The organism is Falsigemmobacter intermedius (assembly GCF_004054105.1).
Taxonomy (GTDB): Bacteria; Pseudomonadota; Alphaproteobacteria; order Rhodobacterales; family Rhodobacteraceae; genus Wagnerdoeblera; species Wagnerdoeblera intermedia.
In genome coordinates, this window is sequence record NZ_SBLC01000007.1 from 132,483 (window position 1) to 146,455 (window position 13,973).

At 61.9% G+C, this 13,973-nt stretch carries 18 protein-coding genes and 1 riboswitch; of the genes, 8 read left to right on the plus strand and 10 right to left on the minus strand.

From position 1 onward, the window contains the following. The first annotated feature begins 26 nt into the window (after positions 1-26). Together EP867_RS06930 and EP867_RS06935 are read left to right on the plus strand one after the other, a co-directional pair. Positions 27-635 carry an inner membrane-spanning protein YciB gene (locus tag EP867_RS06930; RefSeq protein WP_128487510.1) on the plus strand — a complete coding sequence of 203 codons (609 nt, stop codon included), beginning with the start codon at positions 27-29 and terminating at the stop codon, positions 633-635. A gap of 85 nt (positions 636-720) precedes the next feature. Then, positions 721-1,269: a lysoplasmalogenase gene (locus EP867_RS06935; RefSeq protein ID WP_277749358.1), complete on the plus strand. Its 549-nt coding sequence runs from the start codon at positions 721-723 to the stop codon at positions 1,267-1,269. On the opposite strand, the gene EP867_RS06940 is transcribed toward EP867_RS06935, so the two are convergent. Next, positions 1,266-1,973, minus strand: coding sequence for a glutathione S-transferase N-terminal domain-containing protein (locus EP867_RS06940; protein ID WP_128487515.1), 708 nt, complete (start codon positions 1,971-1,973; stop codon positions 1,266-1,268). The genes EP867_RS06935 and EP867_RS06940 overlap by 4 nt on opposite strands. A 15-nt stretch (positions 1,974-1,988) precedes the next feature. Here EP867_RS06940 and EP867_RS06945 point away from each other — a divergent pair, with 15 nt between their 5' ends. Next, entirely contained in the window at positions 1,989-2,540 is a 552-nt protein-coding gene (locus EP867_RS06945) for a YidB family protein (protein ID WP_128487517.1), read from the plus strand. Positions 2,541-2,600: 60 nt separating this feature from the next. Beyond that, positions 2,601-2,680, plus strand: a riboswitch (SAM riboswitch). Between the two features lie 59 nt (positions 2,681-2,739). Further along, on the plus strand, positions 2,740-3,924 hold the full coding sequence (gene metZ, locus EP867_RS06950; protein ID WP_128487519.1) for an O-succinylhomoserine sulfhydrylase: 1,185 nt from the start codon (positions 2,740-2,742) through the stop codon (positions 3,922-3,924). Between the two features lie 32 nt (positions 3,925-3,956). On the opposite strand, the gene EP867_RS06955 is transcribed toward metZ, so the two are convergent. After that, positions 3,957-4,298: a hypothetical protein gene (locus tag EP867_RS06955; protein WP_128487521.1), complete on the minus strand. Its 342-nt coding sequence runs from the start codon at positions 4,296-4,298 to the stop codon at positions 3,957-3,959. Next, on the minus strand, positions 4,295-5,224 hold the full coding sequence (locus tag EP867_RS06960; protein WP_128487523.1) for a LysR family transcriptional regulator: 930 nt from the start codon (positions 5,222-5,224) through the stop codon (positions 4,295-4,297). Before EP867_RS06960 ends, EP867_RS06955 begins: the two co-directional genes overlap by 4 nt. Before the next feature lie 124 nt (positions 5,225-5,348). Here EP867_RS06960 and EP867_RS06965 point away from each other — a divergent pair, with 124 nt between their 5' ends. Further along, on the plus strand, positions 5,349-6,569 hold the full coding sequence (locus tag EP867_RS06965) for a urate hydroxylase PuuD (protein ID WP_128487525.1): 1,221 nt from the start codon (positions 5,349-5,351) through the stop codon (positions 6,567-6,569). A 98-nt stretch (positions 6,570-6,667) separates the two neighbouring features. Here EP867_RS06965 and EP867_RS06970 read toward each other — a convergent pair whose 3' ends face one another. Genes EP867_RS06970 through EP867_RS06980 form a run of 3 tightly spaced genes read right to left on the minus strand, consistent with a single transcriptional unit; the run spans position 6,668 to position 7,938 of the window. Then, complete coding sequence (locus EP867_RS06970; protein ID WP_128487527.1) at positions 6,668-7,327, minus strand: DUF1523 family protein; 660 nt, start codon at positions 7,325-7,327, stop codon at positions 6,668-6,670. Positions 7,328-7,339: 12 nt separating this feature from the next. Beyond that, positions 7,340-7,606, minus strand: a complete 267-nt coding sequence (locus EP867_RS06975) for a hypothetical protein (RefSeq protein ID WP_128487529.1) — start codon at positions 7,604-7,606, stop codon at positions 7,340-7,342. Further along, positions 7,603-7,938 (minus strand): hypothetical protein, encoded by a 336-nt coding sequence (locus EP867_RS06980; protein WP_128487531.1) that lies wholly within the window; start codon positions 7,936-7,938, stop codon positions 7,603-7,605. Before EP867_RS06980 ends, EP867_RS06975 begins: the two co-directional genes overlap by 4 nt. 130 nt (positions 7,939-8,068) lie before the next feature. On the opposite strand from EP867_RS06980, the gene EP867_RS06985 reads away from it, so the two are divergent. The 3 genes from EP867_RS06985 (at position 8,069) to EP867_RS06995 (ending at position 11,279) form a co-directional block, all read left to right on the plus strand. Beyond that, positions 8,069-9,343 carry an acetylornithine deacetylase/succinyl-diaminopimelate desuccinylase family protein gene (locus EP867_RS06985; RefSeq protein WP_128487617.1) on the plus strand — a complete coding sequence of 425 codons (1,275 nt, stop codon included), beginning with the start codon at positions 8,069-8,071 and terminating at the stop codon, positions 9,341-9,343. Between the two features lie 69 nt (positions 9,344-9,412). Continuing rightward, positions 9,413-10,882, plus strand: a complete 1,470-nt coding sequence (locus tag EP867_RS06990) for an ABC transporter substrate-binding protein (RefSeq protein WP_128487542.1) — start codon at positions 9,413-9,415, stop codon at positions 10,880-10,882. A 58-nt stretch (positions 10,883-10,940) separates the two neighbouring features. Further along, positions 10,941-11,279, plus strand: coding sequence for a cupin domain-containing protein (locus EP867_RS06995; RefSeq protein WP_206616312.1), 339 nt, complete (start codon positions 10,941-10,943; stop codon positions 11,277-11,279). Positions 11,280-11,290: 11 nt separating this feature from the next. Here the strand turns inward: EP867_RS06995 and EP867_RS07000 are convergent, their stop codons facing one another. From EP867_RS07000 to EP867_RS07015, 4 genes are all read right to left on the minus strand, one after another. After that, positions 11,291-11,635 (minus strand): zinc ribbon domain-containing protein YjdM, encoded by a 345-nt coding sequence (locus tag EP867_RS07000; protein ID WP_128487546.1) that lies wholly within the window; start codon positions 11,633-11,635, stop codon positions 11,291-11,293. Positions 11,636-11,710: 75 nt separating this feature from the next. Beyond that, entirely contained in the window at positions 11,711-12,490 is a 780-nt protein-coding gene (locus EP867_RS07005) for a L,D-transpeptidase (RefSeq protein ID WP_128487548.1), read from the minus strand. Between the two features lie 112 nt (positions 12,491-12,602). Continuing rightward, a complete protein-coding gene (locus EP867_RS07010; protein WP_241656849.1) occupies positions 12,603-13,520 on the minus strand; it encodes a DMT family transporter in 918 nt (305 codons plus the stop codon). Positions 13,521-13,637: 117 nt separating this feature from the next. Beyond that, a complete protein-coding gene (locus EP867_RS07015) occupies positions 13,638-13,892 on the minus strand; it encodes a DUF167 domain-containing protein (protein WP_128487550.1) in 255 nt (84 codons plus the stop codon). Between the last annotated feature and the right edge of the window lie 81 nt (positions 13,893-13,973).

Below are 13,973 nucleotides of genomic sequence, written 5' to 3' on the forward strand. Positions count from 1 at the left end.
TGAGTTCCTGAAGGATGCGAGAAATAATGTCGGAGAAACGCGCGGTCAGCCCGCTTGTCAAACTGGGGCTGGAGCTGGGTCCGGTGGTCTTGTTCTTCATCGCCTACAGCCGCTGGAAAGATGAGGTTTTCACCTTCGGGGGCACCGATTATTCGGGCTTCATCGTTATCACTGCGGGCTTTATCCCGATCATGGTGCTCTCCACCCTTCTGTTGTGGAAGCTGACCGGGCATCTGAGCCGGATGCAGCTGATGTCGACCATTCTGGTGGTGGTCTTTGGCGGGCTGACGGTCTGGCTGAATGATGACACCTTTTTCAAGATGAAGCCGACGATCATCTATGCGCTTTTCGCGGCGCTGCTGGGGATCGGTCTTCTGCGCGGTGAATCCTGGCTGGCGGCCGTCATGGAAGGCATGGTTCCCATGACCCATGAGGGCTGGATGGCGATGACGAAGCGGATGTGCGGCTTCTTCTTTGCTCTCGCGGTGCTCAATGAGGTGGTCTGGCGGACGATGTCGACCGATACCTGGGTCAGCTTTAAGACCTTTGCTCTGCCGCTCGCGCTCTTTGTCTTTATCATGTCGCAGAGCGGGCTGATCGCGCGCCATAAACTGCCGAAAGATCCGGGGCAGTGATTGCCACCCTGGGCGCCCTGGGGACCGGTTTTGCGCTGGTTTACTGGCTGAAAGGCCGGGGCGCTGAGGGGGAAAGGGGCTGGCGCTGGTCGTAGCCAAGACCGCCGCGACGGCCTGTCTGGCGCTGGCGGGCCTGGTGGCGGGGATAAATCCGCTGATAACGGCGGGTCTGGCCTTTGGCGCTTTGGGCGATTTTGCCCTGGCGCAAAAGGGGCAGCGCGCTTTTCTGGCAGGGCTGGTCGCCTTTGCCATCGGGCATCTGCTTTATATTCCGGGCTTTCTGAGCGGTTTCGGTGCCCCCATGGCGCCGCCCCTTTGGGCCCTGGCGCTCCTGCCGCTGTTTCTGAGCACGTTTTACTGGCTTTGGCCCCATGCGGGGGCGCTGCGGCTGGCCGTCACCTGCTATGCGGCGATCATCTCTCTGATGGGGCTTGCGGCCCTGATGGTCCCGCCCGGTGAGGCCCGGGAGCTTCTCAGGGCGGGGGTTTTGCTCTTTGTCGCCTCAGATGTGATCCTGGCGCTGCGGCTGTTTCGACTGACAGCGCCGCGCGCGCGGCAGATCGCCTCTCTCACCCTCTGGCCGCTTTATTTCGCGGGCCAGGGGCTGATTTTGCTGGCAGGTCTCAGCGCTTAGTCGCGCTTGCCGAACAGCGCCTTCTGCGCCTCTTTGCTCATCGGCGCGTTGGAGCGCTTTTCAGCCCCCACATCCCGCCCCGTCGCAAAGCCGGGCCGCGCGGCGAGGGCATCAAGCCAGCGCTTCAAATGTGGTTTGTCGGAGATATCCTGTTCCTGCCGCTCCCAGAGGATCGCCCAGGGCCAGATCGCCATATCGGCAATCGAGAGGAAATCGCCCGCCACAAACTCATGTTTTGCAAGCTGACGGTCGAGCACGCCATGCAGGCGGTTCACCTCGCTGCGGTAGCGATCCTGCGCATAGGGCAGCACCTGAGGCGGATCGAGCTGCGGCGCATAGGTCAGGAAGTGATGCGCCTGGCCTGCCATGGGACCAAGGCCGCCCATCTGCCACATCAGCCACTGCTCTACCGCCGCCTGTTCGCGGGCGTTGGAGCCGCCGAATGTGCCGGTCTTGCGTGCGAGATACTGCAGGATCGCGCCGCTTTCAAAGATGCTGATCGGCTGGCCGTCAGGGCCATCAGGGTCGGTGATCGCAGGCATGCGGTTGTTCGGCGCGATGGCCAGAAACTCAGGCGCGAACTGTTCGCCTGCGCCGATGTTGATGTAGTGCAGCTTATAGGGCAGCCCCATCTCTTCGAGGGCGATGGAGATTTTCCAGCCATTGGGCGTGGGCCAGTAAAAAACTTCGATGGGCTGAGCCATGGGACCTCCTGATTTATGCCGCGCCGGGGAACCCGGCAGGGCCTCGCGGGCTTTCCCCCCGCAGTTCCGGCGTCAGTCAGAAGGAAAGGACGTCAAATGTCGATACTCAATTCTCTGGTCACGGCCCTGACCGGCGGCGGGGCGGGCGGCGCATCCAAAGGCGGCACGCTGGCCAATATTGCCCGCGTCGCCATGCGCAATCCGCAGCTTCTGGCGGTGGCCGCCGCAATGTTCACCAGCGCCAATAAACACGGCGGCCTGACGGGCATGATCGATAAATTCAAACAGCACGGCCTTGGCGATGTCGCCCAGAGCTGGGTCGGCGAGGGCGAGAGCAAAGAGGTCAATGCCGATCAGATCCGCGAAGTCTTCGGCGAACAGGGCATTGAGCGCATCGCTCAGAAATCGGGGGCAACGCCGCAGGAAACCCCGGATCTTCTCGCCTCTGTTCTGCCCGGTCTGGTCAATATGCTGACCCCCGGCGGCCGCACCCCGCCCCAGGCGGAAGCCCCGAAAAGCAGCGAAGATGTGCTGGCCATGCTGCAAAACATGCTCAGAGGCCGCTGAGCCTGCCCGGGCGGGGGCCGGGCTTCCGCCCCCGCTTGACCTTCCGATACAAGGGGCGTAAGCGCGGGTCGTGGCGCTTTGTTTCCGGATTGCGGGCCACGTTAAATAAACCGCTAAAGAGGAGCCACGGCCCCGGACAGATCCTGTCCCCGACCCGGCCCCCTCATCTTCCGGAGGCTTGTGTCGAAGGGGATACCTTATGAGCACCGACTGGAAAACGCGCACGAAACTCGTTCACGAGGGCGTTCGTCGCAGCCAATTTAACGAAATGTCGGAAGCCATCTTCCTGACCCAGGGCTTTGTCTATGACAGCGCCGAACAGGCAGAGGCCCGCTTCATCAACTCGGATCCGAACGAGTTTATCTACGCCCGCTACGGCAACCCCACCACCCGCACCTTTGAAGAGCGCGTCGCAGCGCTTGAAGGCACCGAAGACGCTTTTGCCTGTGCCTCGGGCATGGCGGCGGTCAATGGTGTGCTGACCTCGCTGCTGAAAGCCGGGGATCACATCGTTGCGGCGCGGGCGCTTTTTGGCTCCTGTATCTATCTGATGTCGGATGTGCTGGGTCGCTACGGCGTGAAGGTCACCTATGTCGATGGCACCGATCTGAACGCATGGCGCGAGGCCGTGACGGAAGAGACAAAGCTCGTCTTCTTCGAATCCGTCTCGAACCCGACGCTGGAAGTGATCGACATCCGCGCCGTGGCTGAGATCGCCCATGCCAAAGGTGCGCTGGTCGTGGTCGACAACGTCTTCGCGACCCCGGTCTTTTCGGATGCCGTCGCCCAGGGCGCGGATATCGTCGTCTATTCGACCACCAAACATATCGACGGCCAGGGCCGTGCGCTTGGCGGCATCATCTGCTCCACCAGCGAGATCATCCGGGGCAAAATTGAGCCCTATATGAAGCATGCCGGAGCGGCGATGAGCCCGCATACTGCCTGGCTGATGATCGGCGGTCTGGTGACCCTGGATCTGCGCTGCCGGGCCATGGCCGATTCGGCGCTGGCGATTGCCCGTGCGCTGGAGAACCACCCGAATGTTGAGCGTCTGATCTATCCGGGTCTGGAGAGCCATGCGCAGCATGCGCTGTCGATGGAACAGATGAACGGCTCGGGCGGCACGCTGATCGCGATCGACGTGAAGGGCGGCAAGGATGCGGCCTTCAAGGTGCTGAACGCGCTGACCATCGCCAAGATCTCGAACAACCTCGGCGATGCGAAATCCATCGCAACCCATCCGGCGACCACCACGCACCAGCGTCTGCCGGAAGATCAGAAGGCGCTTCTGGGGATCACCCCGGGCCTGCTGCGCATCTCGATCGGCCTGGAAGACAAAGACGATCTGATCGCAGATTTCAAAGCCGCGCTCGACGCGCTGTAAGATTTAAGCGGCTGCGGGAAACCGCAGCCGTTTCACCTCTCAGGGGCAGCTTTGCAGCTCAGCCCCTGCCCCTCTGCCGGGATCAGACCTCCGTCTTTTTCGCGCAGCCGAAAGGCGAAAGTGATCCCCGGTCCTGCGGGGAACGTGCTGGCGGAGGCATAAAGAAAGATCACGCCGTCTTTGCGGCTTTCGGCCCTGCCTGCGCCCAAAAGCGCGCCACGCGGGCTTTGCAGAAGGAAACTGCCGTCCCGGTCCAGGGTCAGCAGGATCTTGCGCCGGGTGTCACCCTCGTCCCAAAGGCAATGAAATGCCCCTTCCGGCAGCGCCTGGGCCAGAGCGGGCCAGAGCAGCAGCAGAAGGGCGAGCGCTTTCATCTGAGGTTCAGACCTTCCAGGGGATCACTCAGAACAGCTTTCATCCGGGCCGCCACGTAATCAATGAACAATCGCGTTTTCGGGTCCTGAAGCTTGCGATGCGGCATCAGGACGGAGAGCTGAACCGGCAGCGGCGGGGTTTGCCGCGCCACCGGGACCAGCGTGCCTGCGCGCAGGTGGTCGGCCACCTCAAAGATCGGCTTCATCACCACACCCCGTCCATCAAGCGCCCAGCCGGTCAGCACATCGCCATCATCGGATTCAAACGGCCCCGAGACCTCAAAGCGCTGCGGGCCCTCAGGCGTGACCAGCGTCCATTGAAACTCCCGCGCGCCGGGGTAGCGCAGGTTCAGACAGTCATGGCTCTGAGCGATCAGATCCGCGCCGCTCTCCGGCAGGCCGCGTTTGGCGATATAGGCGGGTGCTGCGCAAAGAATGCGCGGGCAATCGGCCAGCACCCGCAGTTTCAGGTCCGAATCCTGCGGGATGCCCAGATGAAAGGCGAGATCGAGCCCCTCTGCCGTGACATCAATACCCCGGTCTGAGAGGCGCAGGCGCACGTCGATCTGCGGCCATTCATCCTTGAAATGTGGCACCAGCGGCGCGATCAGCCGCCGCCCGACGCCGAGCGGGGCCGCGATGAACAGGGTGCCGCGCGGATTGGCCCCCGCATCGGTGACCGCAGCCTCTGCCTCTTCAATCGCCTCCAGGATGCGGCGGGCGCCGTCATAGAAAATGCGGCCATTGCCCGTCGGCTGCAGCATCCGGGTGGTGCGGTTGAAGAGCCGCACCCCGAGATGCTTTTCCAGCTCTGAAATCCGGGCTGATGCCACCGCCGGAGAGGTGCGCTGGTCGCGTGCTGCAGCCGACATGCTGCCCAATTCATAGACACGCACGAACATGCGGATGGTGCTGACATAAGACATCGGCAGGCCCCCCCGGTGCGACCGGCGTTTTTCGGTGATTTTTTGAAACTGCCTTGCGATTATCCAAGGTAACGAAAGGGTGTGCAACCGTATACCATCGGCAGCGTAGCGAAGAGGAACGGCCATGTATGATCTGATGGTTTTTGGCGCCTGGGCGGAATTTGCAGTGCGCTGGCTGCATGTGATCACGGCAATCGCCTGGATCGGCTCAAGCTTTTATTTCATTGCGCTGGATCTGGGGCTGCGCAAAGCGCCCGATCTGCCGGAAGGGGCGCACGGCGAGGAATGGCAGGTTCATGGCGGGGGTTTTTATCACATCCGCAAATATCTGGTCGCCCCCGCCTCGATGCCCGAGCATCTGACCTGGTTTAAGTGGGAAAGCTATGCGACCTGGATGTCGGGCTTTGCGCTTCTGGTGCTGGTCTATTACCTCGGCGCGAATTTCTATCTGGTTGATCCCAATGTGCTGGATATTCCGGTCTGGGGGGCGATCCTGATCTCAATGGGTTCGCTGGTCTTTGGCTGGCTGGCTTATAACCAGCTCTGCAAGACCTTCGTGAACGCAAACCAGACCGTTGTGATGGTGGCGCTGTTCTTCGTGCTGGTGGGCATGGCTTATTTCTACACCAGCGTCTTTTCGGGACGGGCAGCGCTGCTGCATCTGGGGGCTTTCACGGCCACCATCATGTCGGCCAACGTCTTTATGGTGATCATTCCGAACCAGAAAATCGTGGTGGCGGATCTGATTGCCGGGCGTAAACCCGACCCGAAATACGGCAAGATTGCCAAGCAGCGCTCGACGCATAACAACTATCTGACGCTGCCGGTGCTGTTTTTGATGCTCTCGAACCACTACCCGCTGGCCTTTGCGAGCGAGTATAACTGGATCATCGCAAGCCTTGTCTTCCTGATGGGCGTCACGATCCGGCATTACTTCAACTCAAACCATGCCCGCACCGGCAATCCGATCTGGACCTGGGGCGCGACGGCGGTGATTTTCGTGCTGATCATGTGGCTGTCCTCGGTGCCCTTCCGCACGCAGGAAGAGGCGGCGCTGTCGCCCGCTGCCGCGCGCTTTGCCGAAGTCGAGGGTTTTGACCAGGTGGCAGAGATCGTCATGGGCCGCTGCGCGATGTGCCACACCGCCGAGCCTGCCTTTGAGGGTCTGATGTGGGCGCCGAAAGACGTGCATCTCGACACCCCTGAGCGGGTTGCCCATCATGCCCGTGAGGTCTGGCTGCAGGCGGGGATGAGCCATGCCATGCCCCCGGCCAATCTGTCGTTCATGGAAGAGGAAGAGCGTGCAGCGATCCGCGCCTGGTTCCGGCGCGCGGCTGAAGGCTGAGAGCCGGGTCTGAAGGGGGCCGCTTCGCGGCGGCCTCCGGCGGGAGTATTTTTCAAAAGCCAAAGCTGAGACGCCCGGCCCCGAGAGGATCGGGCGTTCTAGTTTTTGAAGCGGGCTTTGAAGCGCTGCCAGCGGGACCCGGCGCGGGCGCGGGCGCGGGCGGCATCGGCGCGGGCGTCGATTTCATCAATGCGGTCGGTGACGCGGTCGCTCATCGGGTCGATCACGCGCTCGCGGAAGCGCGCGAACATGCGCCAGATCAGGATGAGCAGAAGCGCCAGTGCGATCAGGATCGAGATTGCGGCCCAGGGGAAGATCGAGACATCCGGGCCTGCGACCGGGCGGATCGAGATGGCATTGGGGAAGATGGAGAAGAACTCATTGCGCCAGCCGTAGTGTTTGACGGCGACCCATTTCGGGTTCTCGGCGGTGGAGTTCATCGAGGAGGACAGCGCCTGAAGATCGAAGCTGTTGAATTTGAAATAGGGCGGCCAGCCCCAGGCGGTGTCTTCATTGCGGTAGACCATGGGTTTGCCGTTGGGGCGGATGGTCTCAATGAAGAAGACATCGCGGGTCATGCCCTCGCTGGCCATGCCGCTTTCGGGGGCGGACCAGAAGAAGGAATTTTCCCCGAAGTCGATGCGCTTGGTGCCCGCGCCGACAATGCGGACCACATCGGTCTGCGGCAGATTGTAGTGAAGCACTGAGCCGATCAGCAGAATGACGACCAGCAGCAGGCCGCGCAGAAACCAACGCATCGGCAGATCCTTTCAGTTAAAATTTGTTAACCACACCAATACAGCAATTGTGACCGGTGGCACGATCCAGATCGCCATGAGAAGCCGGCGACGGGCGGATTTATCGTAAAGCCTGAGGCCTGCGGCGATGAAGTCTTCGCGCCGTCCGGCGTGGGGTTTGGCTTCCCAGCGTCTTTCCAGCCGCTCCCGTACCAGAGAGCGGGCGTAGAGGGCGACGAGGACATAGGTGATGCTGAGGATAACCAGAAGAAAAACCGCGAGGCGCAGGAGGCCGATCATGGCACTTCCCCCTTGCGGCGGGCCAGGCGGATTGTGGCTGCCGCAAGCGCCGACCAGAGCAGCAGCCAGAGCAGATAATCAAGCGCCAGCCAGGGCAGCAGGCCACCGCCCCAGGCGTCGAAGCTGGCGGGTTTGCTGAGGACCCTGTCGTTCCACCAGAAGGCCATGGCCGAACTGAGTGCGCCGAGAAAGACCAGCACGAGGGCCGGCGTGGTGACCCTGCCGCCTTTTCTGCGCGCAGCCTCAATCAGGGCGCGGAAGGCGGTGAGGATCATCATCAGCGGCATGGCGATGGCGAGAAGTGATCCCAGGGAGGAACCTGCGGGGGCCATGGGGGGTCCTTAGCGAAACGAGCCTTTGTGCAGCATAGACCGCCCGCCCCCCTGCACGCCACGGCTTTCGGCAGGCTTCCCTGAGAGAAGGCTTGCCTTGCAAAATCACCTCGCGCATCGTTGCGACATTATGACCGAGACACGCATCCTTTCCGAGATTACCGCGCGCCGTGACGATCTGATCGCGCTGACCCAGGGCCTTATCCGCATCCCGACGCTGAACCCGCCGGGGCGCAATTACCGAGATATCTGCGACTATCTGGCTGCGCGGCTGGAGCCGAAGGGCTGGAAGGTCGAATTTATCCGCGCGCTCGGCGCGCCAGGGGACAGCGAGACCTATCCGCGCTGGAACCTGCTGGCCCGCTATGAGGGCGGATTGCCGGGCGACTGCGTGCATTTCAACAGCCACCATGATGTGGTCGAAGTGGGCCACGGCTGGACGAAAGACCCCTTCGGGGGCGAATTGGAAGACGGCAAAATCTACGGGCGCGGCGCCTGCGATATGAAGGGCGGGCTTGCGGCCTCGATCATCGCGGCGGAGGCTTTTATCGCGGCCTGCCCTGAGTTTAAGGGCGCGATTGAGATCTCAGCCACCGCCGATGAGGAATCGGGCGGCTTTGGCGGCGTGGCCTATATGGCGGAGAAGGGTTACTTCAGCCCTGAGCGCGTTCAGCATGTCATCATCCCGGAGCCTTTGCACAAAGACCGCATCTGTCTGGGCCATCGCGGCGTCTGGTGGGCGGAGATCGAGACCAAAGGGCGGATCGCCCATGGCTCTATGCCCTTCCTTGGCGACAGCGCGATCCGGCACATGGGTGCGGTGCTCGAAGAGATGGAGCATCAGCTTTATCCGCATCTGACCACCAAACACACCGAGATGCCGGTGATCCCTTTGGGGGCGCGGCAGTCGACGATGAATATCAACTCGATCCATGGCGGTGAGCCGGAGCCGGAGCCGGGCTATACCGGCCTGCCTGCCCCCTGTGTGGCGGACCGCTGCCGGATGATCATCGACCGGCGCTTCCTCATTGAAGAGGACATCAAAGAGGTGAAGGGCGAGATCACCGGGCTGCTGGAGCGGGTGAAGGAAAAACGCCCGAACTTTCAGTATGAGGTCCGCGATCTCTTTGAGGTGCAGCCCTCGATGACCGATACCGATGCCCCGGTGGTGAAGACGGTGGCCGGCGCGATTGCGAAAGTGCTGGGAACCCATGCGGAATATGTTGTCTCGCCCGGGACTTACGATCAAAAGCACATCGACCGCATCGGCAAGCTGAAGAACTGCATCGCCTATGGGCCGGGGGTGCTGGATCTGGCGCATCAGCCCGATGAATGGGTGGGTGTTGAGGATATGATCGACAGCGCCAAAGTCATGGCACTGACGCTGCAGGAACTGCTTTTGTAACGATGCCGGGGCGGCGATTTCGCCGCGACACAGACTAAAGGGCCCCGGAGAGGCCCGTGAGGAGGATAGATGTTCAACCGTCTGAAGCTTTCCGTGGCCGCCCTGGCGCTGGTGGCAGCGCCGGCGCTGGCCGCGAATGACAGTGTGATTATCGGCATTGCGCTGGAGCCGCCGACCCTGGATCCGACCAGCGGGGCGGCTGCGGCCATCCGTGAGGTGACGCAGGTCAATATCTATGAGGGTCTGACCCGCTTTGGTCCCGACGGCTCCATCCTGCCGGCGCTGGCGAAATCCTGGGATATTGAGGAAAACGGCAAGGTCTGGATCTTCCATCTGAATGAAGGTGTGAAATTCCACGACGGCTCAGATTTTGATGCGGAAGACGTGAAATTCACGCTGGAGCGCACCACGGCTGAGGGCTCCACCAATGCGCAGAAGCAGCTCTTCAACGGTATTGAGACCGTGGAAGTGGTTGATGCGAAAACCGTGAAGATCACGCTTAAAGCGCCGGATGCGAACTTCGCCTTCAATATGGCCTGGGGCGATGCGGTGATGATGGCCCCGGAATCGGTGGCAGATAACGCCACGAAGCCCGTCGGCACCGGTCCCTATAAGCTGGGCGAATGGGTCAAAGGCGACCGTATCGATCTGGTGGCAAACCCGGACTATTGGGGCGCAAAACCGGCGATTGAAAAGGCGACCTTCAAGATCATCGCCGATCCGACTGCCGCGCTGAACGCGATGATGGCGGAAGACGTCGATGTTTTCCCGATCTTCCCGGCACCGGAAACTCTGGCGCAGTTTGAGGGCGATTCGCGCTTTCAGGTGCTGAAAGGCACCACCGAGGGTGAGACGATTCTGGGGCTGAACAACCAGAAAGCGCCGCTCGACAATGTGAAGGTCCGCGAGGCCATTGCCCATGCCGTAAACCGCCAGGAGATCATCGATGGCGCGATGTTCGGCCTTGGCACGCCGATCGGTACCCATTTTGCGCCGCACCATCCGGCCTATGTGGATCTGACCGCGCAGTCGGCCTTTGATCCGGAGAAGGCCAAAGCGCTGCTGAAAGAGGCAGGCGTTGAAAACCTGAAGCTGCGCCTGGCGCTGCCGCCGCCGATGTATGCCCGTCGCGGTGGCGAAATCATCGCTGCGCAACTGCGCAATGTGGGGATTGAGACGGAAATCTCGAATCTGGAATGGGCGCAGTGGCTGGAACAGGTCTTTAAGGGCAAAGACTTTGATCTGACGATCATTTCTCACGTCGAGCCGATGGATATCAATATCTACGCCCGCCCGGATTACTACTTCGGCTACGGCAAGCCCGAGTTTGTGGCGATCCTCGATGAGCTGGCGGTAACCGCGGATGACGCGAAACGCACTGAACTGCTGCAGTCGGCGCAGAAGATGATCGCGGATGATTACGTCAACGTATACCTCTTCCAGCTGGCGAAGGCCGGTGTGGCAAAGGCGGGGCTGAAGGGCCTCTGGCCGAATTCTCCGGCCCCGATCATCGATATCGGTGCGCTGTCCTGGGAGTGATCTTCGCAAAGTTCTCAAAGCCGGGGGAGACCCCGGCTTTTTCATGGAAAGTTCAGAAATGCTTATTGAAAAATTGACCCGCGACGGCATTGAGCCGGAAGTCACCCGCCCTGAGCCGGAGAAGCTGGTTTCGGGGGATCCGGTGCACACCACCTGGAACCTTGATGAGGCTGAGGGGCTTTATGCCGGGCTCTGGCAGTCCACGCCCGGTGCCTGGCGGGTAAATTATGAGGAATGGGAATATATCCGCGTCCATGAGGGCCATTCGGTCCTCACCGGCGATGACGGCAGCCGGGTCGAGCTTCGGGCCGGAGACAGCTGGCTGATCCGGCCCGGCTATTCGGGCGTCTGGGAAGTTCTTGAGACCACGCTCAAGGACTATGTGATCAAAGTCTGATCACGCCCCGTTCACTCCTGAACTTTACGCACGAACTCGGACTTCAGCCCCATCTGGCCGAAGCCCGGGATCTTGCAGTCGATGTCGTGATCGCCGTGCACCAGGCGGATGCCGCGCACCTTGGTGCCGACCTTCACCATATTGCTGGAGCCCTTCACCTTCAGGGTTTTGATCACCGTCACGGTGTCGCCGTCCTGCAGGATGTTGCCCACGGAATCGCGGATCTCGCCCAGGGCGCCGGCTTCCACGCCGCCGGGGGTCCATTCATGGCCGCACTCCGGGCAGGTCAGACCCGCTTCGCTTTCATAACAATAGACCGATTTGCACTCGGGACAGGGGGGCAGAGTGTCAGACATGACAGGTTCCTTGGTCGTAAAAGAAAGCGACACCGGAGCGATCCGGTGCCGCCAAAGTCAGAGCCGCTGAGGCGCTTAGTCCAGCGTTTCAGTGGTCCGTTCGATTTCAGCCGCAACCAGAAGCTGCGCCTGCTGGCGCTCTTCCGCGCCGGCCAGCCATTCGGCATCCGCAGCCAGGGCCGCATCCACCGCCGCATCCCCCTCAAGCGCGCGGGATTCAGCCACCGAGCGGATCTTCACCGTCGCGCCGCTGTCCACCGCTTCATAAAGCGCCAGGATATCCTGGTTATAAAGCCGGATGCAGCCCGCAGAGGTGGCCCGACCGATCGAGGTGAAATCCCCGGTTCCGTGGATACGGAACATGGTATCGCGCCCGCTGCGGTAAAGGTAAAGCGCCCGTGCGCCCAGCGGGTTCAGCGGACCAGACTCCATCCCGGCAGCTTTATCGGCGTAAAGCTCGGGCATGGTGCGGATCATGTTTTTGGTCGGCGTCCAGCGCGGCCAATGGGCCTTGCGGCCGACGTAGGTCGTGGCCTTCAGCCCGCGCCCCTCATCGCCCACCGCGATGCGGTAGCGGTCTGCCGACCCGTCAGCGCGCACGTGATAGAGATATTTCACATGTGGATCGACAACGATGGTCCCGGGTTTCTCACTCCCGTTATAGGCGACCGTGGTGCGGCGGTTTTCCGGCGGAACATAACGCGCGGGAACGGCCGGAATGGTGAAACCGCCATCCTCGATGGCACCGTAGCCCGGCACCTCCTGGGGCGTGACGGAAGCCGGCGGCGCACCACAGGCAGCGAGAAAAGCCGCGGCGCTCAGAGCACAGACGGCACGAATAATGGTGACAGACACGTAACCTATTCCCCCGGGGAAATGAACGTTGGGCAGCTGCGCCTATTGCACCGGCTCAGGCAGGCCCGGTCAAGGTCTGCAAAGCCTCAGCCGCGATGAAAGCCGAAAGGCGTTACCCCCGTGCCGCAGCGCGTCTGCGCCGCCCTTCCCGCCAGAGTGTGAAAATTCCCGAAGCCACAACCACCGCAGCGCCGAAAAGCGTCAGCCCGTCGGGGAAATACCCCGAGATCAGCCAGCTGAGCAGCAGCGCCCACAGGAGCGCTGAATAGCGAAAGGGGGTGACGAAGCTGACATCCCCTGTCCGCATGGATCGAATCACCGAAATATAGCCCGTCACCAGGGCACAACCTGCCCCGAGCAGCAACGGGATCGCCTCCGCAGGCACCGCGTCCCAGGGCTCACGAGAGGCGATCGCCAGCGAGACGAGAAAGACCCCGCTCGCCGCCAGAAAGGCGACACTGGCCGAGGGGATGTCTTTCGGCAGCCGCCGCGTGCTCAGATCGCGCAGCACCACAAAGCAGACCGAGATGAGCACAAAAACCGTCGGCAGCCCAAAGCCGTCAGAACCGGGCCGGATGATGAGCAGCACCCCGCAAAACCCCGCGCAGATCGCCAGAAGACGCGGCAGCCCGACCTTTTCGCCCAGAAAAAGCGCAGCCGCTGCCGTCACCGCGAGCGGCGTGGCCTGCAGAATGGCCGTCACAATCGCCAGCGGCAGCGCCACCAGCCCCAGAAAAAAGGTCACCGTTGAAAGCACTTCGGCAAAGGTGCGCAGCCCGATCAGCCTGCGCTCGCGCCAGAGGCGGTCGAAATGCAGCCCCCCGCTTACTTTGCCGACCAGCAGCAAAAGCGGCAGCGTCATCAGACCGCGCAGCGCAACAGCCTGATAAAGCGGCATCATCTGCGAGACCTGCTTCATCAGCGAATCGCCGATGGTAAAAGCTGCCATAGCCAGCAGCATGAAGCCCGCGCCTTTCAGATTCTCCCCCGAGGCCAGACCTGCGCCCCCGGAACCGTCACTGCCAGTCATCTCGCGGACCTTCCCTCTGCCCTCAGCAAAGGCCTAGCATGGCCTTTTCACCCCTGCCAGAGCGGCGGTGCCGGGAGAGCCGGGCGGCGGCATTTCCGCCACGGGGGACCGGGCCAGTCAGTCAAATCTGAAGCATTTTTCCCGCGAGGTCGCCCCGCGCACCAGGGTCAGCCGGGTTTGCGCCACGCCCATGGCTTTTGCCAGCAGTCGGCGCACGGCGTCATTGGCCCTGCCATCCTCCGGCGGGGCCGAGACGCGGACTTTCAGACCGTCTGCGGTCTCTTCAATCGCATCACGGCCGCCGCGCGGGGTCACGCGCAGGCGGATTTCGGTGCCAGGCTCGGCCAGGCGGGACAGATCAGGCAGGCTCATGCCCCGGGTTTAGCCGCGCCTTTCATCTGCTGGCAAGAGAGCGGCGCTAAACTGGCGTCTTTGCGTTAACTTGGATGCAAT